Here is a 23,923-nt window from a genome sequence, read left to right on the forward strand (position 1 = left end):
TGCGGCAAGACATGCCGCCAACTGCCTCGCAACAGCCGGCGGTCAACGCTTGGGTGTCAGGCCGCCTCTTCGAGATGGGAATTTGCATCGGTCGAACCGACGTCGCCATCGGACTCCGAAGCGGGCTGCACCGCGGGTGCATCGGAGTCGCCAAGCGGCGTGTTCACAACCAACTCAAGCTTGACTTCCGCCTTGCTGGTCAGCCGCCTCCGCCCCTTGTGGGTCGTATGGGACTCGTCACCGGCGAACGCTGCGTCCAGTCGCTGGGCCAGACCTTTGGGGAGCAGGTTGGTGTAGCGCAGCAGCATGCGAAGGTCGCGATGGCCGCTGAACATCTGTAGGTCTGTGAGCGTAAATCCGCCGGGCGTATTGCTGCCGGCCTCTGCCACGCGAGAAATCGCCTCATGCCGCAGGTCGTGGATGTAGAGCGCGTCGTCGCCTTCCACTGGAATCCTGGCGGCAACGCGAATGCGCGTCCAGACCTTGCGCAGTCGCGCTTCGCTGATGGGGAAGATGCGTTCGTCCGTGCGCGGGAGTTGTCCGAGGAGGTGGATGAGGGCCGTGCGGACGATGAGGTTGCGAGGCCGCCCATTCTTCGTCTCGGGCAGGAAGATGCGCATGCCTTCAAGGTCGGCACGGTCCCACGTTGCCTTCAGGGCCTCGCTCTTTCGGGCGCCCGTCATCAGTTGGAATTGAATGAATGTCGCAAAGAGTGGCACATGGACGTAGCTGGCTTCTGCATCTGCCTGAACGACCTTGAGCAACTGAAGGCGTTGGTACTTCGTCTCGGTCGCTTGCGTGTACTTGGAAGCCAGGAGTTCCTCGACGCGGAAGGCGATGGAGGCCTTGCGGTCTTCATCCTCGGCGGCGGCCATGAGGCGTTGTTCCTCGTCACCCCGCAAGCGACGGTTCCGCTCGTTCCAATATTTGGGTGACTTGACCCCTTTCATGGGGTGGATGGCTACCGGGATACGGCAGAAGTCAATGCCGAAGTTGCACACGACGCGCAGGAGGTCGAACTCCCGATCCGCCGTGGCCGGGCTGACTTCCATGAGTCGCTCGTTGATGAAATCCCGAAAGTCTTCGGGCTCCAACGTGGCGAATGCCTTGCAGATGAAGTCGATCTTTTCGGACCGCGCCGACATGCGCTTCCCGTTTGGCTTGGGAAATTCCCGTTTGGGGTCGGCACGTCCTGGGTGCGCGGCGTACACCGCTGCGATGTCGTAGGTCGGCAGTCCTGCGTCACGCAGCCAGGAATTGATGGTGTAGGCGCTGATGAGATAGCCCTTGTTCTTCGGGGCTTCCTCATGCAGATAGCGCACCAAGACATCGGCGAACGATGTCTGATGACCTTTGGTGTGGTCGATGAAGAGCCCGTACTCCTGTTCGGACTCGATGCGCTTCTTGGTCGCGAGTGCTTCCTTCTCGGATGAACAGGCGAAGCTACGGCGTTTGCCGTTTACCTTGAATCGAACGAGGTAGGCCTCGTCGAGCACAGTCACGCTGGGCTTGAGTCCGTCGGCCTTCAACTGCTGGACGTAGTCGTAGGCGGCTTGCGACTTGTTGTAGGGGAAATGCTTGGTGAGGTCGCTGCGGTTCTTGACCGTGACCTGGGTGCGGGACTTGTTTTCGATACTTGCCATACGGCGAGCTCCAGTTGATTTAGGAACTCGGTATAGGAAAGTACAGGTGGCATGACGCGAACTTTTTCGCGTCCGTGGTACGTGTCGTACCACCGATTTACCACCGATCCCCTTCTTGCTGCATCTTGGACTGCCTCCTGATTCGGAGAAGTCCTTGATTCACAAGGGAAAATCTGGTCGGGGTGAGAGGATTCGAACCTCCGGCCTCTACGTCCCGAACGTAGCGCTCTACCAGGCTAAGCTACACCCCGAAGTCTTGTGTTGCCGCCAATTCCGTAACTTCAGGAGTGGCGCTCAACTGACTGAATCGCGAATTCTAGCAGAGATTCTGTCCACTTGTTGCGAGGCAGCAGCTTCAGCGATTCGGCTGCATGACGCGCTTCTTCGCGGGCGGCTTCGCGGGTCGACTCCAAGGCGCCCGTCGAGCGCACGATGGCGACGATCTCCTGGAGCCGTTCAAGTTCCCCTTCTTCGATGGCGTGGCGCAGCAATGCCCGCTGTTCGGGGCTGGCGCGCTCCATCGCGATCAGCAGCGGGAGCGTCGTCTTGCCCTCGCGAAGGTCGTCGCCGATGTTCTTGCCGAGTTCGTGCGTGTCGCCCTCATAGTCCAGCACGTCGTCGATGAGCTGGAAGGAGGTGCCCAGCGCCCGGCCGTACGCGGCACAGGCCTCTTCAACCTCGGGCGACGCGTCCGCCAGCACCGCGCCGAGCCGCGCGCTGGCCTCAAACAGCTTGGCCGTCTTGAAGCGGATGACGCGCAGGTAGCTGTCGACGGTGATGTCGGGGTCGTGCATGTTCATCAACTGCAGGACTTCGCCTTCGGCGATGACGTTGGTCGCTTCCGCCAGAACGTCCAGCACGCGCATGCGGTTCACCGACACCATCATCTGGAAGGCGCGCGAGTACAGGAAGTCGCCGACCAGCACGCTGGCCGCGTTGCCGAACAGCGCGTTGGCCGTGGGCTTGCCGCGGCGCAGGGATGACTCGTCGACGACATCGTCGTGCAACAGCGTGGCGGTGTGGATGAACTCCACAACAGCGGCGAGTTCGAAGCGATGCGCCTCGTCGTAGCCGAGTGCGTTCGCAAACAGCAGCACGAGCTTGGGGCGCATGCGCTTGCCGCCCGCGTGCACGATGTAGTGCGCGATCTGATCGATCAGCGCGACATCGGAGGACAGCCTTTTGGCGATGACGTCATCGACCTGGGCCATTTCGGCGGCCAGCAGGGACAGGGCCTCGGCAACTTGGGACGGGGGCGAGGCTGACTCGACACGCACTCTGGGGTTCTCCAGCAAGTAATCCGCTGATTATAGAAACGGCATGCCGGCGGCTTCCTTACTGGGCGAAGTCTTATCTCGCAGGCGCTGGCTCATGTGGCGGGTGACGAGCGGTTGCCTGATCGCAGGTCTCAGGGTATACTCGCGGGCTCTTTGCATCTCGTGCGTCCAGGCGCATTCGGGCAAGGAGACAAAAAATCGACAAAAAGGCTCGGCGAGAGTGGCAGGCTGCGATGCCTGGTGCGGGAGTCGGGTGAACGCACCGTCAGGTGTGAAAGGAAGAAAATGTACGCAGTCATCAAGACTGGCGGCAAGCAATACAAGGTTGCTGCCGGCGAGAAGATCAAGGTTGAGTTGCTCGACGCGGAAGTCGGCGCTGAGGTCACCATTGACCAAGTGCTGGCCATTGGCAGCGGTGATGGTCTGACGGTCGGCGCTCCGCTGGTCGCAGGCGCCACCGTCAGCGCCAAGGTCGTCAGCCACGGCAAGCACGACAAGGTCCGCATCTTCAAGATGCGCCGTCGTAAGCACTACAAGAAGAGCCAGGGCCATCGCCAGAACTACACCGAGCTGGAAATCAGCGCGGTGAATGGCTGATCCAGTCGTCTTTCGCTAATTTCTAGGAGCTAACTCATGGCACAGAAAAAGGGCGGCGGTTCCACACGGAACGGCCGCGACTCCAAGCCCAAGATGCTGGGCGTCAAGGTCTACGGTGGTCAGGTCGTCTCGGCCGGTTCCATCATCGTGCGTCAGCGCGGCACGCGCTTCCACCCGGGCACCAATGTCGGCATCGGCAAGGACCACACGCTGTTCGCACTGATCGACGGCGAAGTGTCCTTCACGGTCAAGGGCGAGAACAACCGCTCGACCGTCGTCGTGTCCCCCCTGGCCGCTTAATTGCAGGCCGTTTCGGGCGACAACATCGCCCGAACTTCCAAGCCCCGGCCTGCCGGGGCTTTGTCATTTCTGAAGTCTGGCGCGCCGCACGACGGTGCGACCCGACGCAACCCAGCCATTACGATGGCAGCCCGCCATGAAATTCGTTGACGAAGCCACCATCGATGTCGCCGCCGGTAACGGTGGCGCCGGCTGCGCGAGCTTTCGCCGCGAAAAATTCATCCCGTTTGGCGGGCCGGACGGTGGCGATGGTGGCAAGGGCGGCAGCGTCTGGGCTGAGGCCGACCGCAATCTGAACACGCTGATCGACTACCGCTACGCGCGTCGTCACGAGGCCCGCAACGGCGAAGCCGGCCGCGGCTCCGACTGCTTCGGTGCAGCGGCCGATGACATCGTGCTGCGCATGCCGGTTGGCACCATCATCACGGACCTTGAAACCGAGTCCGTCATCGGCGAATTGCTGGAGCCGGGTGAGCGCATCCTGCTGTGCAAGGGCGGCGACGGCGGTTTCGGCAACCTGCATTTCAAGACCTCGACCAATCGTGCGCCGCGTCAGAAGACGCCGGGCTGGCCGGGCGAGATCAAGAAGGTGCGGCTGGAACTGCGCGTGCTTGCCGACGTCGGCCTGCTGGGCCAGCCCAACGCCGGCAAGTCCACGCTGATCACGGCGGTGTCCAACGCCAAGCCCAAGATCGCCGACTACCCGTTCACGACGCTGCATCCCAACCTGGGCGTCGTGCGCGTCGCGCCAGAGAAGAGTTTTGTCGTCGCCGACATACCCGGCCTCATCGAGGGCGCTGCGGAAGGTGCGGGCCTTGGCCACCAGTTCCTGCGCCACCTGCAGCGCACGCGGCTGCTGTTGCACGTCGTTGATTTGGCGCCTTTCGACCCCGAGGTCGACCCGGTCAAGGAAGCCAAGGCCATCGTCGCCGAGCTGAAGAAGTATGACGCCGAGCTGCACGCCAAGCCCCGCTGGCTGGTGCTGAACAAGCTGGACATGGTGCCTGCGGACGAGCGTGCTGCGCGCGTGAAGGATTTCGTCAAGCGCTACAAGTGGAAGGGCCCGGTCTTCGAGATCTCGGCGCTGACCCGCGAAGGCTGCCAGCCGCTGATCCACGCCATCTACGACCACGTGGCCGCCGAGCAGCGCGTCATCGAAGAGCGCGACGTCCGTTTCGACACCCCCAGCGCTACCGATTCAGCCGCCGAATGAGTTTGCTGTCCAGCGCGCGTCGCATCGTTGTCAAAGTCGGTTCCAGCCTCGTCACCAACGAGGGCCGTGGCGTCGACGCCGAGGCGATTGCGAACTGGAGCCGCCAGTTGGCAGCGCTTGCGAACGAGGGGCGCGAGCTGGTCATGGTGTCCAGCGGTGCCATTGCCGAGGGCATGAAGCGGCTGGGTTGGGCAACGCGCCCCAAGGAGCTGCACGAGCTGCAGGCGGCAGCGGCCGTCGGTCAGATGGGCCTGGCCCAGATGTACGAAAGCCAGCTCAGCGCGCACGGCCTGCACAGCGCCCAGGTGCTGCTCACGCACGCCGACCTGGCGGACCGCGAGCGTTATCTCAATGCGCGCTCCACGCTGCTGACGCTGATGGCGCACCGCGTGCTGCCGGTCATCAACGAGAACGACACGGTCGTCAACGACGAGATCAAGTTCGGCGACAACGACACGCTGGGCGCGTTGGTGGCCAATCTTGTCGAAGCCGATGTGCTGGTCATCCTGACGGATCAGCGAGGGTTGTATTCAGCCGACCCCCGCAAGGATCCGGCGGCGCGCTTCATCGACACCGCCCAGGCGGGTGACCCGGAGCTGGAGCGCATGGCCGGTGGCGCCGGCTCGAGCATCGGTCGCGGTGGCATGCTCACCAAGATCCTCGCAGCCAAGCGCGCCGCAGGCAGCGGCGCCGGCACCGTCATCGCGTGGGGCCGCGAGCCCGACGTGCTGCTGCGCCTGGCGCGTGGCGAGGCTATCGGCACGGCGCTGCTGGCGGCAACGCCCAAGTTGCAGGCGCGCAAGCAGTGGATGGTGGATCACCTGCAGATGCGCGGCGCCGTCAAGGTCGATGCGGGCGCGGTGGGCAAGCTGCGCGGCGAAGGCAAGAGCCTGCTGCCCATCGGCGTCACCGAGGTGCAGGGCGACTTCCATCGCGGTGACGTGATCGCTGTGTTGGCGCCTGACGGCACCGAGCTCGCCCGCGGCCTGGCGAACTACTCGGGTGCAGAGTCCCGCCTGATTGCGCGCAAGCCGTCAGCGGAATTCGAGGCACTGTTGGGCTACGCCGCCGAGCCCGAGTTGATCCACCGGGACAATCTGGTTCTGCGCTGAGACGCGGATGGCCTGATCACTTGGTCGGCTCGCCGTCGGGTGGCAACGTCGCCTCGAGCGGCATCGGCCCGCTGTGGCGGCCGTCACCGCGGTGGCTGGGCCGCATGCCCGCTCTCAGATAGCGGTTGTGGTGGTTGATGCGTGGCAGATAGCGCGCCAGCTCCGTCAGCGCCATCTCGTAGACGCCGCGTTTGAACTCGATGACAGCCTCCAGTGGCACCCAGTACTCGTTCCAGCGCCAGGCGTCGAACTCCGGGTGGTCGGTGGCGCGCAGGTTCATGTCGCAGTCGCGGCCGACCATCTGCAGCAGGAACCAGATCTGTTTCTGGCCTTTGTAGTGCCCGCGTGCGTCGCGCCGGATGAAGTGCTCGGGCACCTCATAGCGCAGCCAGTCACGTGTCCGCGCAATGATGCGCACATGCTCTGGTATGAGCCCCACTTCCTCGTGGAGCTCTCGGAACATCGCCTGCTCAGGCGTTTCGCCGTGTTTGATGCCCCCTTGCGGGAACTGCCACGAATGCGTCCGGATGCGCTTGCCCCAGAACACCTCGTTGCGCTGGTTGAGCAGGATGATGCCGACGTTGGGGCGGAAGCCTTCACGGTCGAGCATAATCAACCTCGAATCTCTAGTTGGTTCGATTATTGCATCGGGCCGCAGTTGCCGGGCGGTCCTGGCTAACCCCGAGAGATCACCACGTTTTGCCCTGAATTGGCCGGGTTTTCACCCGGCCTTCGCATTTGCCGACGCCCATGAAAGCCACCCAGTTCTTCGTCTCCACGCTGAAGGAAGCCCCCGCCGACGCCGAGATCGTCAGCCACAAGCTGATGATGCGCGCCGGCATGATCAAGCGCCTGGGCGCGGGCATCTACAACTACATGCCGATGGGGCTGCGCGTGATCCGCAAGGTGGAGGCCATCATCCGCGAGGAGATGAACGCGGCGGGCGCGGTGGAGTGCCTGATGCCCGTGATCCAGCCCGCGGAGCTGTGGCAGGAGACCGGCCGCTTCGACAAGATGGGCCCGGAGCTGCTGCGCGTGAAGGACCGCCATGGCCGAGACTTCATCGTGCAGCCGACCAGCGAGGAAGTCATCACCGACATTGCCCGCCAGGAGCTGCGCAGCTACCGCCAGCTGCCGAAGAATTTCTATCACATCCAGACCAAGTTCCGCGACGAGCGCCGCCCGCGCTTCGGCCTGATGCGGGGCCGCGAGTTCACGATGAAGGATGCGTATTCCTTCGACCGTGATGTGGACGCGGCTGGCCGCAGCTACGACAACATGTACGCGGCCTACTGCAGGATCTTCGACCGCTTCGGCCTGGCCTACCGCGCTGTTGCTGCGGACACCGGCGCCATCGGCGGCGACCGTTCGCACGAGTTCCAGGTCATTGCCGACACCGGCGAGGACGCCATCATCTACTGCCCCACCAGCGACTACGCCGCCAACATCGAGCTGGCCGAGGCGCTGGCGCCGCAGGGCGGGCGCGCAGCCGCGTCGCTGCCGCTGACCAAGACGCCCACACCCGGCAAGTCCACCTGTGCGGACGTCGCCGAGCTGCTGGGCCTGCCGCTGACGCAGACCGTCAAGTCGCTGGTGCTGGCCACCGACGAGACGGACAAGGACGGCACCATCGTCAAGAGTCAGGTCTGGCTGCTGTTGGTGCGCGGCGATCACGAGCTGAACGAGGTCAAGGCCGGCAAGCTGGAAGGCCTGAAGGGTGGGTTCCGGTTCGCGACGGTGGCCGAGATCGAGGACCACTTCGGCTGCAAGCCGGGCTACCTGGGCCCCATCGGCTTGACGGCCGGCGTGAAGCACCCGGTCAAGATCATTGCCGACCGCACCGTGGCCCACATGGCCGACTTCGTCTGCGGCGCCAACGAGGCCGACTTCCATCTGACCGGCGTGAACTGGGGCCGCGACCTGCCCGAGCCGGACCTGGTGGCCGACATCCGCAACGTCGTCGCGGGCGATGCGTCGCCCGACGGCAAGGGCGTGCTGGCGATCCAGCGCGGCATCGAGGTGGGCCATGTGTTCTACCTGGGCACCAAGTACTCGGCCGCGATGAACGCGACCTTCCTCGACGAGACCGGCAAGCCCAAGCTGATGGAGATGGGTTGCTACGGCATCGGCGTGACCCGCATCCTGGGCGCGGCCATCGAGCAGAACCACGACGCGCGCGGCATCATCTGGCCGGACGCGATCGCGCCATTCACCGTTGTCATCTGCCCCATCGGCGCGGACCGCAGCGAAGACGTCAAGGCAGCCGCTGACAAGCTCTACGGCGAGCTGAAGGCACTGGGCGTGGACGTGCTGCTGGATGACCGCGGCGAGCGCCCGGGCGCGATGTTCGCGGACTGGGAGTTGATCGGCGTGCCGCACCGCGTGGTGCTGGGCGACCGCGGCTTGAAGGAAGGCCAGGTCGAGTACCAGGGCCGCCGTGACGAGGCCGCGACCAAGGTGGCCGTCGCCGACGTGCTGAGCTTCCTGAAGCAAAAACTGGCGTGACCGACGCCGCCCGTCAGCCGCCCCGCGAGCTGGCGGTGGATGCACTGCGGACGTTGGCGCTGCTGCCGGTGGTGGCGGTGAACTGGGTGGGCTATGCCGCGCTGCCCGACGCCGGACCGCTGGCCGCCGCGACGCCCTCAGCCTCGTGGCTTGCGCAGGGCGCGCTGATCGCCGTGGCCGCACTGCTGGCCGCCAAGGGCGTCACGTTGCTGACCTTCCTGTTTGGCTACAGCCAGGGCCTGTCGCGCCGGGCGCGCGGCGCGGATGCGCTGGCCGTGCGGCGGCGTCGCATGCAGAGCCTGCTGCTGCTCGGGTTGCTGCATGGCCTGTTGATCTACTCGGGCGACATCCTCACGCTCTACGCCGCTTGCGGGCTGGTCATGCTGGGCTGGTCGCGGCTGCGACTGCGGCAGCTGCGTCGGCGCTGCATCGTGCTGCTCGCGGCAGCCACGACGCTGGTCGTGCTCGTCGCGCCGCTGATGGTTCTCGGCGCCGAAGGCGAGCCCGCCGCCACGCGCATGTCGCTGGCAACGCCCACGGACATGCTGAGCTGGCTGGGCCTCAATGCGTGGGGCTTCTTCACCAACGTGGCGGCGTTGCTGCTGCTGGGCTTCCTGCTGCCGCTGGGCCTGATGACGGCGGGCCTGATGGCGGCGCGGTTGCGGCTGTTCAGCCATCCGCGCTGGCGACCGGCATTGCAGCGCTACGCGCGTCGCTGGCTGTGGCCGGGCCTGCTGCTCAATGCGGTGTGGGCGGTTGCGCTATGGCATGGGTTGCATCGGGCGCAGCCAGGGTGGGCGGATGCCTTCTACGCGCTCGGCATGCAGGTGGCGGTGCCGCTGCTGCTGGGGCTGGTGCCCGCGGCCGTGCTCGCGGCGCAGCGCGGTTCGGTCGTGATGGCGCGCCTGGCGGCGACGGGGCGGCACACGCTGAGCCTGTACATCGGCAGTTCGCTGGTGAGCCTGCTGCTGCTCAGCGGTGCGGGCCTGGCGTTGCCGCTGGGCACCGCGGCGCTGACCGCGTTGTCGGCGCTTTACTGGGGTCTGTGGGTGGCACTGGCGCCGCGCTGGCGCGGCCGGCTGCCGCTGGAAGCGTGGCTGTCGAGATGAAGGGTGCCAGGCACATGACGTTGTTGCTTGCCCGCCGCAGTCTGCTGGTGGGCGGTGTGGCCGGTTGGCTGCTGCCATGCACTGCGTGGGCCGGCGCGCAGGTCGAGGAGCCGCTGATCGACTCGGTGCGTTCGGCGCTGACGGCCTCCATCGCGCAATCGGCGCCACCGCGACCGAAGTTCGACGACCCGGACGCGCGCGTGGCCTACTTGCGCTGGCTGAGCGCGATGAGCGAGAAGCTGAAGAAGCGCAAGACCGAGACGCAGATCCGCATCGAGTTCCTGGAGACGGTCTGGTACGAGGCCAAGCGTGCAGGTCTGGAGCCCAGCCTGGTGCTCGGGTTGATCCAGGTCGAGAGCGGTTTTCGCAAGTACGCGATCAGCACGGCCGGGGCGCGTGGCTACATGCAGGTCATGCCGTTCTGGACGCGCAGCATCGGCGACGGTAACGCGTCCAGCCTGTTCCACATGCAGACCAACCTGCGCTTCGGCTGCGTGATCCTGCGGCACTACCTGGATCGGGAGAAGGGCGACCTGTACATGGCCCTGGGCCGCTACAACGGCAGCCGCGGCCGGCCCGAATACCCCAACCTGGTGTTCGGTGCGCGGCGGCAATGGCTGCTGCCCGGCGAAACGTAAAGCCGCATTTACAAACATGGCTTCCGGCCGCGGCTGGCGATGCGGTTAGCCTTCGCGGCTTCGTCCACAAGACATGTTTGCCATGCCCGCTGCTACCCGCTTCGCGCCCCTCCTGCTTGCCGGCCTGCTGGCCACCGGCCTCGCCGGCGCGCAGGCTCCGGCCACCGCCGCCGCCACAGACAACCCGCTGCTGACCCTCAGCCCGCTGCCGCTGCGCTATCCGCAGTTCGACAAGCTCAAGGACGAGCACTTCGCGCCCGCGCTGGACCGCGGCATGGCCGAGCAACTGGCCGAGATCCAGGCCATCGCCGACAACCCGGCCGCGCCAACCTTCGACAACACCATCGTCGCGTGGGAGAAGAGCGGCCGCCTGCTGGCCCGCGCGAACACGCTGCTGGGCAGCCTCAGCGGTGCCGACACCAACCCGGCCCGCCAGCAGCTGCAAAGCGACTACGCCGCGAAGCTGGCCGCCCAGCGCGACGCGGTGCTGCTGAACCCGAAGTTGTTCGCACGCGTGCAGGCGCTTTACGCCACGCGCGACAAGGCCGCGCCCAACGCCGAAGCGCGGCGCCTCATCGAGCGCTATCGCCGCGACATGGTGCGCGCTGGCGCGCAGCTGAGCGACGAACAGAAGGTCCGCATGAAGGCGATCAACGCCGAGCTGGCCACGCTGGGCGCACGCTTCAGCAAGGCGGTGCTGGCCGAGGTCAACGACTCGGCGATCGTCGTCGACAACGCCGACGAGCTGGCGGGCCTGAGCCCCGCGCAGATCGCCGCCGCGGCTGAAGCGGCCAAGAAGCGCGGCCTGGAAGGCAAGTACCTGCTGACGCTGCTGAACACGACCATCCAGCCGCTGGAGACCGAACTGCAGAACCGCGCGCTGCGCGAGCGGCTGCACCGGGCTTCGGTGGCGCGCGGCAGTCGCGGCAACGCCAACGACACCACCGCCCTCGTGTCGCGCATCATGACCTTGCGCCAGGAGCGCGCCGCACTGCTGGGCTATGCAACGCCGGCCGACTTCGTGCTGGAGGACGAGACCGCCCGGACGCCGGCCGCCGCGACCGCGCTGCTGCGCCAGCTGGCGCCGGCCGCGGTGGCGTCTGCCAAGCAGGAGGCCGCCGAGCTGCAGAAGCTCATCGACGCCGACCAGGCCGCCAAGGGCCAGCCGACGTTTGCGCTGCAGCCCTGGGACTGGAGCTACTACGCCGAGAAGCTGCGCGCCGCCAAGTACGGTTTCGACGAGGCCCAGCTCAAGCCGTACCTGGAAATCACCAGCGTGCTGGAGCGCGGCGTGTTCTTCGCGGCCAACCAGCTCTACGGCATCAGCTTCAAGCCTCGCACCGACCTGCCGGTCTACCGCGACGACGTGCGCGTCTACGACGTGTTCGACACCGATGGCAAGCAGCTGGCCATCTTCATCGCCGACCTGTACGCGCGCCCCAGCAAGCGCGGCGGTGCGTGGATGAACGCCTACGTCGGCCAGAACGCGCTGGAGGGCACGCAGCCCGTCGTGGCCAACCACCTCAACATCCCCAAGCCGCCCGCCGGCCAACCCACGCTGCTGACCTGGGACGAGGTGGAGACGCTGTTCCACGAATTCGGCCACGCGCTGCACGGCATGTTCAATCAGAGCCGCTACCCCAGCCTGGCACGCACGCCGCGTGACTTCGTCGAGTACGCGTCGCAGGTCAACGAGGTCTGGGCCGACACGCCCAGCGTGCTGGCCAACTACGCGCGTCACTACCAGAGCGGCGAGCCCATGCCGCGCGAGCTGCTGGACAAGGTGTCGCGTGCCAAGCGCTTCAACCAGGGCTACAAGACCCTGTCCTACCTCAGCTCGGCGCTGCTGGACCAGCGCCTGCACCAGCTGAAGGCCGGCGAGATGCCGGCGCCCGACGGCCTGATGGCCTTTGAGGCCCGGGTGCTGAAGGAGGAGGGCGTGGACTTCGCGCCGGTGCCGCCGCGCTACCGCACGCCGTACTTCAGCCACATCATGGGCGGCTACGCGGCCGGCTACTACGCCTACATCTGGAGCGAGGTGCTGGACTCGAACACCGTGGAATGGCTGAAGGCCAGCGGCGGTTTGAAGCGCGCCAACGGCGATCAGCTGCGCGCCAAGCTGTTGTCACGGGGCGGCAGCGAGGACGCGATGGTGCTGTTCCGCAACCTCGTGGGCCACGAGCCGAAGATCGAGCCGCTGCTGGAGCGCCGCGGGCTGGTGGTGCAAAAGCCCTGAACCCAGTGGGCCGCGCCGCTCAGGCGTTGGCGGTCAGCGATCCCGGGTAGGTCAGCGAGCTGCTGCCGGCCGACACGGAGAACACGACGCTGGTGGCGGCGGACTGCTGCATCAGCGTCTGGTACAGCGCGATGACGCCGCCGGAGGTCTTGGCCATCTTCGCGGCCTGCGAGATGGCGGCGCTCTGCTGGATCTCGGTCGACAGCTTCATCGCGTCGCGCGCCTGCGTGGCGATGCGGCTTGCGAAGCTCGGCTGGCTGGCGTCGGCCTTCAGAAAGGCCTGCGTGGCAGCCTTGTCGGCATCGCTGCCCTTGAGGCCGACGCTGCCGTCGGCCTTCACGGTGAATTCGATGGCGCCTTCGAGCTTGACGCCGGCCTTGGCCATTGCGGCGCGCAGATCGCTGCCGAGGGCCTTCTGGTTGGCCTGCAGCGACTGGACCGCCCCTGCGGCCTTGGCCGTGCCGGCGGCACGCTGCAACGCCGCCTGCGGCCCCGCCTTGGCGGCCGCACGCGCGACGACGGCGTCGCCCGCGGTGGCGGTGGTGGTGGTGGTGCTGCCGCCGGTCGTCGTCGAGCCCGCCTTGCCTTGGGTGGTCAGGTAGCTGAGCAGGGAGCTGTTGAGACGGGTGAACACCGCAAATCCACGGAGCGAGATCGAAAGGCGATCTTGCCCGCGCGGTACTGGCGCAAAGGCCGCAGCAACGCCGGATTTGCCCGGCTGATTGCGTTTGACGGCGGCGTTACAGCCCTGTCCAGGTCTTCGGCTGCGCTGCCGCCACGCCGGCCAGCTCCAGCACGCGCTCCACCGTCTCGGCCACCAGCTCGGCGATGGTCTGGGGGTGGTGATAGAAAGCCGGCAGCGGCGGGAAGCAGATGCCCCCCATCTCCGTGACCGCCACCATGTTGCGCAGGTGGGCCAGGTTCAGCGGCGTCTCGCGCACCATCAGGATGAGGCGGCGGCGCTCCTTCAGCGTCACATCGGCGGCGCGGGTCAGCAGGTTGTCGCCCAGCCCGTGTGCAATGGCGGCGAGCGACTTCATGGAGCAGGGCGCCACCACCATGGCAGCGGTGGTGAAGCTGCCGCTGGCGATGCAGGCGCCGACGTCGCCGGGTGCGTAGGCGTGGTCGGCTTCGGCTTCCAGCGTGGAGCGGTCCAGGCGCAGCTCGTGGTGAGCGTTCAGGATGCCCGCGGGCGTGGCGATCAGGTGCGTTTCAACGCCCAGCTCGCGCGCGCGGCGCAGCAGCTGGAGCGCGTAGGCCGCGCCCGTCGCTCCCGTGAGGCCTACCACCAGCCGTTGCTTCATGTCATCGAACCTTTGGAGCGCCCGCACCGGGCGGCAGCGTGCCTGACCGAGTCATGCCGTGGACCTGGCTTTGCCAGGTCACTGGCAGTTCCTCCCGGAGGGCGCGCGAAGTGCGTAGGGGGTGATCAGGCGGCCGACAGGGCCTGCTGCAGCTCACCCGACTCGTACATCTCCATCATGATGTCCGAGCCACCGACGAACTCGCCGCCGATGTAGAGCTGGGGGATGGTGGGCCAGTTGGCGTAGTCCTTGATGCCCTGGCGCACTTCCTCGTCTTCCAGCACGTTGAAGGTCTTCAGGTCGGTCACGCCGGCCGCCTTCAGGATCTGGATGGCGCGGCCGGAAAACCCGCACATGGGGAACTGGGCCGAGCCCTTCATGAAGAGCACGACGCGGTTGGACTTGACCAGATCGTCGATGCGTTGCTGAACGTCGCTCATTGCAGTTCTCGGTAAGGCAAAACCGCAATTATCCGGGACGCTTTCGTGTCGCCGTCAGTAGCTGTACGCCAGGCCCAGTTGCAGCAGGGGCTTGAAGCGCAGATCGCGCATGGCGTCCTCGAAGCCCTGGTCGGCGCTGCGACCCAGGCGCAGGCCACCCACGGACCCCGACATCAGACCCAGGTCGGCACTGAAGGCCAGGCCACCGCTTGTCACGCGGCCGGTGTAGCCGATGCCCAGATAGGACAGGCTGGCGCTGTGCTCCAGCGTGTACGGGTTCATGCCGCTCACCGACACGTGGCGCTGCCCGGCGGTGACGGGGCCGTTGCCCAGCGCCAGGCCGCCGCTGCTGTGCGACAGAGACACCGGGCCGGTCAGCAGGCCGCCCGTGGCGCGCAGGCCGCCGCTGAGGCCGCTCAGGCCGGATCGGGTCAGGTAATAGTCGCCCAGCAGATTGGCGCTCAGCACGCGCGAGCTGCCCAGTTGCAGGCGCGTGTCGGCAGTGCCATCGGTGCTGCTGAGCTGCAGCCGGGCCTGCCATCGCGGCTGCATGTCCACGTCCGCCGCCAGGGCAGTGGCCGTGGTCAACAGGGCAGAAAGGCTCAGTACTGCAGCGCGGGCGAGGCGGGTCATGGTCGTCTCCAGCGCGGTGCAAGGCAGGCACCGGAATTCGATACTACGCCCGCAATTCGTGCGCGGGAATGACGAACTGATGGCAAAACATCACGCAAACGACATCGCGCAAGCGCATGAGCGTTGCGTGGCGGCGCGCTTCACGCCTCAGCCCGGCCAGCGTCCGCCACTGGCGCGCGCGCGCTCGGCGAGGTCGCGGCGCAGCGTGACCTCGGCGAAGCCGCGCGTGGTCAGTTGTTGCGCCACCGCATCGGCCTGGTCCCAGCCGTGCTCCAGCAGCAGCCAGCCGCCCGGCGTCAGGTGGTGCGGTGCCGCCTCGACCAATGTGCGCAGGTCGTCCAGGCCGTCACCGCCGGGCGTCAGCGCAGTGATGGGCTCGTGCCGCAGGTCCGGCAGATGCGGGTCGTCGCCAGCGATGTAGGGCGGGTTGCTGACGATCAGGTCGAAGCGCTGGCCGGTCAGCGGCGCGAACCAGTTGCCCAACCGCCAGTCGACCGCCAGGCCCAGCCGCTCACCGTTGGCGCTGGCGACGGCCAGTGCCTGCGCACTCACGTCCACAGCCGTGACCCGCGCATGCGGGCAGGCCGCCTTGATGGCCAGCGCGATGGCGCCGCTGCCAGTGCCGAGGTCCGCGACGCTCGGTTGGCCGGGCAGGTCGGCCAGCAGCTCCAGCGCCCAGTCGACCAGCGTCTCGGTGTCGGGTCGCGGGATCAGCGTGTCCGGCGTGACGGCCAGCGTCAGGCCGTGGAAGGGTTGCCAGCCGGTCACGTGGGCCAGCGGCTCGCGGGCTGCGAGGCGGCGCAGCAGGCCTTCGGCGCCAGGTGCCGGCGCATCGCCGTGTGTGACGAGCCAGGTCCGGCTCTGGCCGGTCAGGTGGCCCAGCAGCGTCTGCGCGTCGCCGCGCTCCACGCCCAGCTGACGGGCGAGGGCGAGCGCCTCGTCGATGGTCATGTGCGTCCGGCTTCCAGCTCGGCCAGCTGCTCGGCGGCCTGCGCGGCCAGCAGCCCCTGGATGACGTCGCTCAGGTCGCCGTCCATGATCTGGCCGAGTTTGTACAGCGTCAGGTTGATGCGGTGGTCGGTCAGCCGGCCCTGCGGGAAGTTGTAAGTGCGGATTCGGTCGCTGCGGTCGCCGCTGCCAATCAGGCCCTTGCGCGTGGCCGCCTCCTTCGCGGCGCGCTCGCTGCGCTCCTTGTCCTGGATTCGCGCCTGCAGCACCTGCAGCGCCTTGGCCTTGTTGCTGTGCTGGCTGCGGCCGTCCTGGCATTCCGCCACGATGCCGGTCGGCAGGTGGACGACGCGCACGGCGGAGTCGGTCTTGTTGATGTGCTGGCCGCCGGCGCCGCTGGCGCGGAAGGTGTCGATGCGCAGATCGGCCGGGTTCAGCGTGATGGCCTCGGCCTCGTCGGGCTCGGGCATCACGGCGATGGTGCAGGCGCTGGTGTGGATGCGACCCTGGGCCTCGGTGGCCGGCACGCGCTGCACGCGGTGGCCGCCGGACTCGAACTTCAGGCGGCCGTAAACGCCACCATTCGCGCCGTCGCCCTCGATGCGCACGACCAGCTCCTTGTAGCCCCCCAGGTCCGACACGTTCTCGGACAGGATCTCCGTGCGCCAGCCCTGACTCTCGGCGAAGCGCAGGTACATGCGCGCCAGGTCCCCGGCGAACAGCGCGGATTCGTCGCCGCCCGCGCCGGCGCGGATTTCGAGGAAGGCGTTGCGTTCGTCGTCGGGGTCCTTGGGAATCAGCGCGAGCTGCAGCTCCGCGTCCAGGGCGGTCAACGCGGCTTCGTTGGCCGCGATCTCCTCGCGGGCCATTTCGGCCATCTCGGGGTCGGCGAGCATGTCGCGCGCCGCCGCGAGGTCGGCCTCATGCGCCTGGTAGCGGCGGTAGCGCTCGACCAGGCCCGACACCTCGGATTGCTCCCGGGTCAGCGCGCGGTAGCGCTTCATGTCCGAGGCGATGCTGCCGTCGGCGAGGATGGTGTCCAGCTCGGCGAGGCGGAAGCCGAGGCGGTCGAACTGCTGGCGCAGGGAGTCTTTCATGGGCGGAGAACGAAGAAGCAGTCAGGAGCGGCGCAAGGCTGGGCGCCGGGCGGCGAGCGAGGTCGCCGCTAAGACTGCCGGCCGCGCAGGAACAGGCGCGAGACGGTCTGCGCCAGCTGCAGCCGCTGCTCGCCATCGCTGGCATGCAGTTCGGCCAGCGTGCCGTGCAGCAGCTTCTGTGTCAGGCCGCGGGTGAGGGCGTCCAGCACCTCGTCCATGTCGGCGCCCTTGGCCAGCAGTTTGCGAGCCCGCGCGATTTCAGCGGCGCGCCAGTCGTCGGCCTGCTGGTGCAGGGCCTGGATCAACGGCACCGTGTGGCGCTGGTCCAACCAGTGCATGAAGCTCTGCACGCCGGTCTCGACGATGGCCTCGGCCTGTGCCACGGCGGCCTGGCGCTTTTCGCCGGCTGTCTGCACCTGCTGGGCCAGTTCATCGACGGTGTAGAGGTAGACGTCGTCCAGCTGCGCGACCTCGGGCTCGATGTCGCGCGGCACGGCCAGATCCACCATGAACATCGGGCGGTGCTTGCGCTTCTTGAGTGCGCGCTCGACGGCGCCCAGGCCGATCAGCGGCAGGCTGGATGCGGTGCACGACACGACGATGTCGAACTCGTGCAGGCGGTCAGGCAGGTCTGCCAGCCGCACGGACTCGGCGCCGAAGCGCGTGGCGAGCTTCTCGCCGCGTTCCAGCGTGCGGTTGGCCAGCGCCATGTGTCGCGGTGTCTTGGCGGCGAAGTGCGTGGCGGTCAGCTCGATCATCTCGCCCGCGCCGACGAACAGCACGCGCGTCTTGGCCAGGTCCTCGAACAGCTGGCCGGCCAGGCGCACGGCGGCAGCGGCCATGCTGATGGAGTGAGCGCCGATCTCGGTGGAGCTGCGCACTTCCTTGGCGACCGAGAAGCTGCGCTGGAACAGCTGGTGCAGCGTGGTGCCCAAGGCGCCGGCGTTCTCGGCCTCCTTCACCGCCTGCTTCATCTGACCCAGGATCTGCGGCTCGCCCAGCACCATGGAGTCCAGCCCGCTGGCGACGCGAAAGGCGTGGCGCGCGGCGGCACTGCCCTGCATCACATACGCGTGCTCGCGCAGTTCGCCGGCCTCGACGCCGCCCGTCTGCGCCAGCCAGGCAATGGCCGGCTGCACTTGCGTCGTCGGTGCGGCGACGTACAGCTCGGTGCGATTGCAGGTCGACAGGATGGCAGCCTCCGGCGTGCCGGGCAGCTTCTGCCGCAGTCCCACCAGCGAAGGCGCCAGTTGCTCCAGCGTGAACGCGAACCGCCCGCGCAGATCGAGCGGGGCGGTGTTGTGGTTCAGGCCAAGCGCAAAGACCGACATGGGTTGAATTGTAGGATTCGCGGCTTTGCCGCTTCTGACACCGGTCAAGCCCGAATGAGCCCTCTCGATGCTTTCTGGCATATCGCCAATTTGTTCGCACCCGCCTGGGGGCTGGCGGCGTTGCTGGCGGCGGCGATCAAGGTCGTGTGGCGGCGCGAGGCCAAGGCCTTGCGCTGGCTGCGGCTGTGGGGCTGGGGCACTGCGGGCGGCGTGCTCGCCACCCTCGTCGCGCTGGTCTTGTGGGGCCGCGACGGCCGCATGGCCGGCTACGCGTTGCTGGTGCTCGGCGTGGCCTTGCCGCAGTGGTGGCTGCTGAGTGTGAAGCGCTGATCAGGCGCTGAGCACGTCCTCGGTCGTGACGACCTCGCCGCGCAGCGAATGCGCGAACGCGGTCGTGATGCGCACGTCCACGAGCTGGTTCATCAAGCGCGGTGAGCCGGCGAAGTTGACGATGCGGTTGCACTCGGTACGGCCCATCAGCTCGGACGCGTCCTTGCGTGCGTTGCCGGTGACCAGCACCTTCTCGATGCGGCCGACCATGCCCTGCGAGATGGTCAGCGCATGCGCCTCGATGGCGGCCTGCAGCTCCTGCAGCCGCTTCACCTTGACCTCGTAGGGCGTCGTGTCCTCCAGCGCGGCGGCTGGCGTGCCGGGGCGGGGGCTGAAGATGAAACTGAACGACGCGTCGAAGCCGACGTCGTGCACCAGCTTCATCAACTTGGCATGGTCTTCATCCGTCTCGCCGGGGAATCCGACGATGAAGTCGCTGGCCAGGCGCAGGTCCGGTCGCAGCGCGCGCAGCTTGCGCACGGTGCTCTTGAACTCCAGCGCCGTGTAGCCTCGCTTCATCGCCATCAGGATGCGGTCGCTGCCGTGCTGCACGGGAAGGTGCAGGTGGTTCACCAGCTGCGGGATCTTGCCGTAGGCCTCGATGAGACGCGGGCTGAACTCGTTGGGATGGCTGGTCGTGAAGCGCAGGCGCCGGATGCCGGGAATCTCGGCGGCGTACTCCAGCAGCAGGGCCAGGTCGGCGAACTCGCTCGTGTCGCCCATCTTGCCGCGGTAGGCATTGACGTTCTGGCCGAGGAGGTTGATCTCCATCACGCCCTGGTCGGCCAGGCCGGCGATCTCGGTCAGCACGTCGTCGAACGGGCGCGAAACCTCTTCGCCGCGGGTGTAGGGCACCACGCAGTAGCTGCAGTACTTGGAACAGCCTTCCATGATGGACACGAAGGCCGACGCGCCCTCGACCTTGGCCGGCGGCAGGTGGTCGAACTTCTCGATTTCGGGGAACGAGATGTCCACCTGCGGGCGGCGCTGCTCGCGCCGGGCGTCCAGCATCTGCGGCAGGCGGTGCAGCGTCTGCGGGCCGAAGACCACGTCGACATACGGCGCACGCTCGATGATGGCCGCGCCTTCTTGCGACGCGACGCAGCCGCCCACGCCGATCATGACGCCCTTGGCCTTCAGATGCTTCACGCGGCCGAGGTCGCTGAACACCTTCTCCTGCGCCTTCTCGCGCACCGAGCAGGTGTTGAACAGGATCAGGTCGGCCTGTTCCGGGTCGTCGGTGGGTGTGTAGCCCTGGGCCGCCCCCAGCACGTCGGACATCTTGTCCGAGTCGTACTCGTTCATCTGGCAACCGAAGGTCTTGATGTAGACCTTCTTGCCCGTCACATCACTGCTCATCGCTTGATCCAGGTCTGGTTGCCCGGGTTGAACTGCCACGTGGCCGACTCGGCCGGCGTCGTGGGCCAGGGCTTGTTGGCGAACTCGACCGGATTCAGGATCCAGACGTCCATGATCAGCCCGCTGCTCTCAACCGTGTAGTGCACGACCAGCTTCTGCCCCGTCAGCCCAGCGGGTGGCACCCACAGGTTGACGTCGTTCCTGACCCGCGCGCCCGGCGCAAGGCGGGCCGGCTTGCCGTTCATCAGCACGCTGGGGAACTGCGTGATCTGCAGCTCGCCGCGCAATGCCGTGGCGGGAAAGGGGCGGTGTTGCTGCGCCTGGGCCACGAGGCAGGTGGCGGCGAGCGTCAGCGAAAGTGCACAGCGGTACATGGCATGTCCAGTGGCTGCGATGCAACCGCCTGATGGACGGCTGCGGAGGCTGAAAAGACAAACGGCCCGAGCATTGCTCGGGCCGTTCGGATTTTGGTGGCGCTTCAGGGACTCGAACCCCGGACCTGTGGATTATGATTCCATCGCTCTAACCAACTGAGCTAAAGCGCCTGAGCCCGCTATTCTAAGCGAAGTTTTTCAGGGCTGGCAAGAACTTCTGAAAAATCAGCGGACCGCCACCTGCAGGTAGGGCTGCAGCGGCTGACCTGGCAGGCGTTTCAGGGCCTCGACGAGCTGGGTGGCGTTGAACACCGCGCCGGCATCGTTGGTGTGCGTGCGGGCGTCGGAGAAGAAGGAGTCGACCTTCTCGGCACCGACAGCGCGGTAGGCCTGGGCCACCACCATCGTCAGGTCGATGAACTGGGCACCGTTGGCGCGAGCGACCTGTTCGCCCCAGGCGGCGTAGTTCTCGAAATCGCGTGGCTGCTCGGGCTTCCAGCGGTCCTTGTGCGGGATGGGCGACAGCACCACCACGTTCGCCCCTTTGGCTTTGGCATCGGTGATGTAGCGCTTCAGATACCAACCGAAGCTCTGCACCTGCTCCTTGCTGCCGTCGGGGCGCGTGTCTTCCTGCGTCTCGTTGCCGATGCCCGGCACCGAGCCGCGGTTCTTGCCGGCGGGGTCGCCGATGCGGGCGCCGTCGTTGTGGCCGAACTGGATCAGCAGCCAATCGCCGGCCTTGATGTTCTCCAGCACTGACGCCCAGCGGCCTTCCGTAAAAAAGGTGCGGCTGCTGCGGCCACCGATGGCGTTGTTGACGACGTTGACCTTCTGCGTGTCGAAGAAGGGCGCCAGGCGCTCGCCCCAGCCGAAGGCGCCGTTCTGGCCGCCGCTGCGCACGGTGGAGTCGCCGATCAGCACGAGGCTGGGCAGCTTGGGGTCGCGCGGGGCTTCGACCTTCACCTTGCGCGCATCCACCACGGGGCGGTCGTCCGAGCCGTCCAGCAGGAAGCGCTGCTTGTAGACGTCTTCCGGCAGCACCTTGTTCTGCAGCAGGCCGGCGATGACGAGCTGCGCATTGACCGCCGCGCCCAGCCAGTTGGTGTGCACGGTCTCGGGTGCCGGCGGGAACAGCGTGTCCACGATGGCCGGGCCCAGCGCCTCGTAGCGCTTGGCGCCCCACTCGTTGAGGTCGATGAAGGCCACGCCTTCCTGCTTGGCCACTTCGGCGGCCCAGCCGGCAAAGTTGCCGCCCGCGCGCGTCACGGTCTTGCCATCGGCCTCCCAGCGCTTGCGGATCACGGGGGACGCGATGACGGGCGTGGCGCCGGCCGCACGGATCTCGGCGACGTAGCCGCGAAGGTATGCGCCGTAGGTGTAGACGGTCTCGGGCTTGCCGGTCAGCAGGTTGGTGATGTCTTCCTTTTGCGGGCCGGTGCCGCGCAGCACGCCACGGGCACGGCTGTTGTCATTGACCGGGCTGGCGTCGTTATGGCCGAACTGCATGACCACCCAGTCGCCCTTCTTGATGAAAGGCTTGGTGCGCTCCCAGTGGCCGCTGCTGCGATAGGTGCGGCTGGACAGCCCGCCCACGGCGCGGTTCACGACGTTGATCTTGTTCTGGTCCAGATAGGCGGCGATGGGGTTGCCCCAGCCCCACTGACCCTCGGGCCCCTTGCCCTGGCCGTCGTCGCGGCCGTTGCGCACGGTGGAGTCGCCGATGAGGATCAGCGACGGCAGCGCGGGCTTGGCCGGTTCGGGCAGCGTGACCTGTGCGCGCGCGGGGTCGGTGCTGGCGGTGAACTCCTGCGCGTGCGCGGAGGCCAGCGGCAGGGCGAACAGCAGGGCCGCGACGAGGCGGCGGGTGTGGTGGGCAGTCATGGCGCGGATGCTAGGAGCAGGCCGGCCCGGGCGGCAGCCCCCGACGGCGCAAGTTCTTGAGCGATTGGGCGCCAGCAACATCGGGAAACGGCGCGCGTCCTAGAGTCCGCCCACTCAAGAATGGAGACCCACATGTCGTTGCGCAAGACTTCCCTGGTGCTGAGCCTGCTGCTCGCACTGGCACCCGCCTGGGCCCAGATCGGCCAGCGTTTCCCGTCCGAGAAGCGCGTCGTCAACGATCCGGTCACCGGCACGCCGCTGAGCTTCCTGACCACGCGGGCCGGCGGCGACTCCAAGATCTACCCCAGCCACCCGCAGTGGACGGCCGACGGCCAGTGGCTGGTGTTCCGCTCCAACCGCGTGAAGGGCGAGGCCATCGCCGTCAACGAGGCCACGGGCGACCTGGTGCAGGTCACCGAGGGCGGCTACGAGGGCATGTTGAACCTGTCGCAGTCGGGCGGCAACAAGCTGTACTTCATGCGCAAGCCGGCCACCGGGCCGGATAAGGCGCGCGAGGCCATCGAGGTGGACCTCGACCGCGTGTTCGCTGACAGCCAGACCGGCAAGATGAAGCCGGCCGCCACTTACCAGCGCGTCATCGCGACGCTGCCGGCTGAACTGGAGGCGTACGGCGACAACGCGCTGGATGCCGACAACCAGTGGTTCTACTTCCGCATCCAGGGCAAGGCCTACGCTGGCGCCAAGCTGCCCGCCGGCACCAAGATCGAGCCGCCGTTCGGCCCGCGCGGCATGGGCGCCGGCCCGCACGCCATCGGCAAGGTCAACGTGAAGACGGGCGAGTTCCAGCACGTCGTGTCCGTGCCCTTCCAGATCGGCCACATCCAGTCCAACCTGTGGAACCCGGGCGAGCTGGTGTTCAGCTGGGAGACCGGCGGCAAGTCGCCGCAGCGCACCTGGACGGTGAAGGGTGACGGCACCGGGCTGCGCCCCCTGTACCCCGAGGCGCCCTACGAGTGGGTCACGCACGAGGCCGTCATCAGCAAGGACGAGGTGGCGCTGGCCATCATGGGCCACCGCGCCATCCCCGGCGTGCAAGACCCGGCCCGCGCGCCGGGCACCGACGTGGGCGGCGCCAACCCGGGCCAGGATGCGTCCTGGGGCAACTCCGGCACGCGCGAGAAGCCGACCGGCCTGGCCATCGTGAACCTGCGGACTCGGGAGATGACCATCGCTGGCCAGACGCCCTCGGGCAGCGGCCTGTGGCATGTGCACGGCTCGCCGGACGGTCGCTTCGCGGTGGGTGACGACTTCAGCCGCAGCCTGTACCTGATCGACCGCAAGACGCGCGAAATGATCCTGTTGTCCACCGGCCACAAGGACACGGCGCGTGACCACCCGCATCCGACCTTCAGCCCGGACGGCAAAAAGATCCAGATCCAGTCCGCCATGCTGGCCGCGGACGGCCGCGAGATGAATATCGTGGTGGTGCCGGTGCCGCAGGCCTGGCTGGATCGCAAACCCTGAGCCGCGTTGCTGTTGAATATTTCATGAATATTCGGAGATCGAATTTCCAAACTCGATCCGAGGGATATGAAAAGTGATACGGGCCCGCTGAGCCATGTCGCAGTGCAGCAT

The 23,923-nt window shown here is 67.0% G+C and carries 23 protein-coding genes and 2 tRNA genes; 10 read left to right on the forward strand and 15 right to left on the reverse strand.

Annotated features, from left to right (window positions below; genetic code table 11):
- Nucleotides 1-56 precede the first annotated feature (56 nt).
- From ACG02S_RS16505 to ispB, 3 genes are all read right to left on the reverse strand, one after another.
- Nucleotides 57-1,643, reverse strand: coding sequence for a site-specific integrase (locus tag ACG02S_RS16505; RefSeq protein WP_394471573.1), 1,587 nt, complete (start codon nt 1,641-1,643; stop codon nt 57-59).
- 174 nt (nt 1,644-1,817) lie between these two features.
- Nucleotides 1,818-1,894, reverse strand: a tRNA-Pro gene (locus ACG02S_RS16510).
- A gap of 30 nt (nt 1,895-1,924) precedes the next feature.
- Nucleotides 1,925-2,854, reverse strand: coding sequence for an octaprenyl diphosphate synthase (ispB, locus tag ACG02S_RS16515; RefSeq protein ID WP_394471574.1), 930 nt, complete (start codon nt 2,852-2,854; stop codon nt 1,925-1,927).
- A gap of 351 nt (nt 2,855-3,205) precedes the next feature.
- Between ispB and rplU the strand changes: the two genes are divergently transcribed.
- From rplU to proB, 4 genes are all read left to right on the forward strand, one after another.
- A complete protein-coding gene (gene rplU / locus ACG02S_RS16520) occupies nt 3,206-3,517 on the forward strand; it encodes a 50S ribosomal protein L21 (protein WP_394471575.1) in 312 nt (103 codons plus the stop codon).
- A gap of 36 nt (nt 3,518-3,553) precedes the next feature.
- Entirely contained in the window at nt 3,554-3,817 is a 264-nt protein-coding gene (gene rpmA / locus ACG02S_RS16525) for a 50S ribosomal protein L27 (RefSeq protein WP_310323782.1), read from the forward strand.
- Between the two features lie 136 nt (nt 3,818-3,953).
- Nucleotides 3,954-5,030 (forward strand): GTPase ObgE, encoded by a 1,077-nt coding sequence (gene obgE / locus ACG02S_RS16530; protein WP_394471576.1) that lies wholly within the window; start codon nt 3,954-3,956, stop codon nt 5,028-5,030.
- The gene (proB, locus tag ACG02S_RS16535; protein ID WP_394471577.1) at nt 5,027-6,142 is read left to right on the forward strand and encodes a glutamate 5-kinase; all 1,116 of its coding nucleotides are present in this window, start codon (nt 5,027-5,029) and stop codon (nt 6,140-6,142) included. The genes obgE and proB overlap by 4 nt, the downstream gene beginning before the upstream one ends.
- Before the next feature lie 16 nt (nt 6,143-6,158).
- Here the strand turns inward: proB and ACG02S_RS16540 are convergent, their stop codons facing one another.
- Entirely contained in the window at nt 6,159-6,752 is a 594-nt protein-coding gene (locus ACG02S_RS16540) for an RNA pyrophosphohydrolase (RefSeq protein WP_394471578.1), read from the reverse strand.
- A gap of 140 nt (nt 6,753-6,892) precedes the next feature.
- Between ACG02S_RS16540 and ACG02S_RS16545 the strand changes: the two genes are divergently transcribed.
- From ACG02S_RS16545 to ACG02S_RS16560, 4 genes are all read left to right on the forward strand, one after another.
- Nucleotides 6,893-8,647, forward strand: a complete 1,755-nt coding sequence (locus tag ACG02S_RS16545; protein ID WP_394471579.1) for a proline--tRNA ligase — start codon at nt 6,893-6,895, stop codon at nt 8,645-8,647.
- Nucleotides 8,644-9,756 (forward strand): DUF418 domain-containing protein, encoded by a 1,113-nt coding sequence (locus ACG02S_RS16550; RefSeq protein ID WP_394471580.1) that lies wholly within the window; start codon nt 8,644-8,646, stop codon nt 9,754-9,756. The genes ACG02S_RS16545 and ACG02S_RS16550 overlap by 4 nt, the downstream gene beginning before the upstream one ends.
- Nucleotides 9,757-9,770: 14 nt before the next feature.
- Nucleotides 9,771-10,394 carry a lytic transglycosylase domain-containing protein gene (locus ACG02S_RS16555; RefSeq protein WP_394471581.1) on the forward strand — a complete coding sequence of 208 codons (624 nt, stop codon included), beginning with the start codon at nt 9,771-9,773 and terminating at the stop codon, nt 10,392-10,394.
- 82 nt (nt 10,395-10,476) lie between these two features.
- Nucleotides 10,477-12,630 carry a M3 family metallopeptidase gene (locus tag ACG02S_RS16560; RefSeq protein WP_394471582.1) on the forward strand — a complete coding sequence of 718 codons (2,154 nt, stop codon included), beginning with the start codon at nt 10,477-10,479 and terminating at the stop codon, nt 12,628-12,630.
- Nucleotides 12,631-12,649: 19 nt separating this feature from the next.
- Here ACG02S_RS16560 and ACG02S_RS16565 read toward each other — a convergent pair whose 3' ends face one another.
- The 7 genes from ACG02S_RS16565 to hemA all read right to left on the reverse strand — a co-directional run bounded on the left by ACG02S_RS16565 (nt 12,650) and on the right by hemA (nt 18,383).
- Entirely contained in the window at nt 12,650-13,264 is a 615-nt protein-coding gene (locus ACG02S_RS16565; protein ID WP_394471583.1) for a hypothetical protein, read from the reverse strand.
- A gap of 106 nt (nt 13,265-13,370) precedes the next feature.
- A complete protein-coding gene (locus ACG02S_RS16570) occupies nt 13,371-13,934 on the reverse strand; it encodes a UbiX family flavin prenyltransferase (RefSeq protein WP_394471584.1) in 564 nt (187 codons plus the stop codon).
- 125 nt (nt 13,935-14,059) lie between these two features.
- The gene (gene grxD, locus ACG02S_RS16575; RefSeq protein WP_394471585.1) at nt 14,060-14,374 is read right to left on the reverse strand and encodes a Grx4 family monothiol glutaredoxin; all 315 of its coding nucleotides are present in this window, start codon (nt 14,372-14,374) and stop codon (nt 14,060-14,062) included.
- Between the two features lie 54 nt (nt 14,375-14,428).
- Nucleotides 14,429-15,007, reverse strand: coding sequence for a hypothetical protein (locus ACG02S_RS16580; protein WP_394471586.1), 579 nt, complete (start codon nt 15,005-15,007; stop codon nt 14,429-14,431).
- A gap of 147 nt (nt 15,008-15,154) precedes the next feature.
- Nucleotides 15,155-15,958, reverse strand: a complete 804-nt coding sequence (gene prmC / locus ACG02S_RS16585; RefSeq protein WP_394471587.1) for a peptide chain release factor N(5)-glutamine methyltransferase — start codon at nt 15,956-15,958, stop codon at nt 15,155-15,157.
- Entirely contained in the window at nt 15,955-17,052 is a 1,098-nt protein-coding gene (prfA, locus tag ACG02S_RS16590; protein ID WP_394471588.1) for a peptide chain release factor 1, read from the reverse strand. Before prfA ends, prmC begins: the two co-directional genes overlap by 4 nt.
- A 68-nt stretch (nt 17,053-17,120) precedes the next feature.
- Entirely contained in the window at nt 17,121-18,383 is a 1,263-nt protein-coding gene (gene hemA, locus ACG02S_RS16595; RefSeq protein WP_394471589.1) for a glutamyl-tRNA reductase, read from the reverse strand.
- A 54-nt stretch (nt 18,384-18,437) separates the two neighbouring features.
- On the opposite strand from hemA, the gene ACG02S_RS16600 reads away from it, so the two are divergent.
- Complete coding sequence (locus ACG02S_RS16600) at nt 18,438-18,713, forward strand: hypothetical protein (protein ID WP_394471590.1); 276 nt, start codon at nt 18,438-18,440, stop codon at nt 18,711-18,713.
- On the opposite strand, the gene miaB is transcribed toward ACG02S_RS16600, so the two are convergent.
- From miaB to ACG02S_RS16620, 4 genes are all read right to left on the reverse strand, one after another.
- Complete coding sequence (miaB, locus tag ACG02S_RS16605) at nt 18,714-20,072, reverse strand: tRNA (N6-isopentenyl adenosine(37)-C2)-methylthiotransferase MiaB (protein ID WP_394471591.1); 1,359 nt, start codon at nt 20,070-20,072, stop codon at nt 18,714-18,716. It abuts the gene before it with no gap.
- Nucleotides 20,069-20,446: a hypothetical protein gene (locus tag ACG02S_RS16610; RefSeq protein WP_394471592.1), complete on the reverse strand. Its 378-nt coding sequence runs from the start codon at nt 20,444-20,446 to the stop codon at nt 20,069-20,071. Before ACG02S_RS16610 ends, miaB begins: the two co-directional genes overlap by 4 nt.
- Nucleotides 20,447-20,540: 94 nt before the next feature.
- Nucleotides 20,541-20,617 (reverse strand) — tRNA-Met (locus tag ACG02S_RS16615).
- Nucleotides 20,618-20,671: 54 nt separating this feature from the next.
- Nucleotides 20,672-22,327, reverse strand: coding sequence for a rhamnogalacturonan acetylesterase (locus tag ACG02S_RS16620; protein ID WP_394471593.1), 1,656 nt, complete (start codon nt 22,325-22,327; stop codon nt 20,672-20,674).
- Between the two features lie 132 nt (nt 22,328-22,459).
- On the opposite strand from ACG02S_RS16620, the gene ACG02S_RS16625 reads away from it, so the two are divergent.
- The gene (locus tag ACG02S_RS16625) at nt 22,460-23,812 is read left to right on the forward strand and encodes a TolB-like translocation protein (protein WP_394471594.1); all 1,353 of its coding nucleotides are present in this window, start codon (nt 22,460-22,462) and stop codon (nt 23,810-23,812) included.
- Nucleotides 23,813-23,923 lie beyond the last annotated feature (111 nt).

Source organism: Pelomonas dachongensis (assembly GCF_043555865.1).
Lineage (GTDB): Bacteria > Pseudomonadota > Gammaproteobacteria > Burkholderiales > Burkholderiaceae_C > Pelomonas > Pelomonas dachongensis.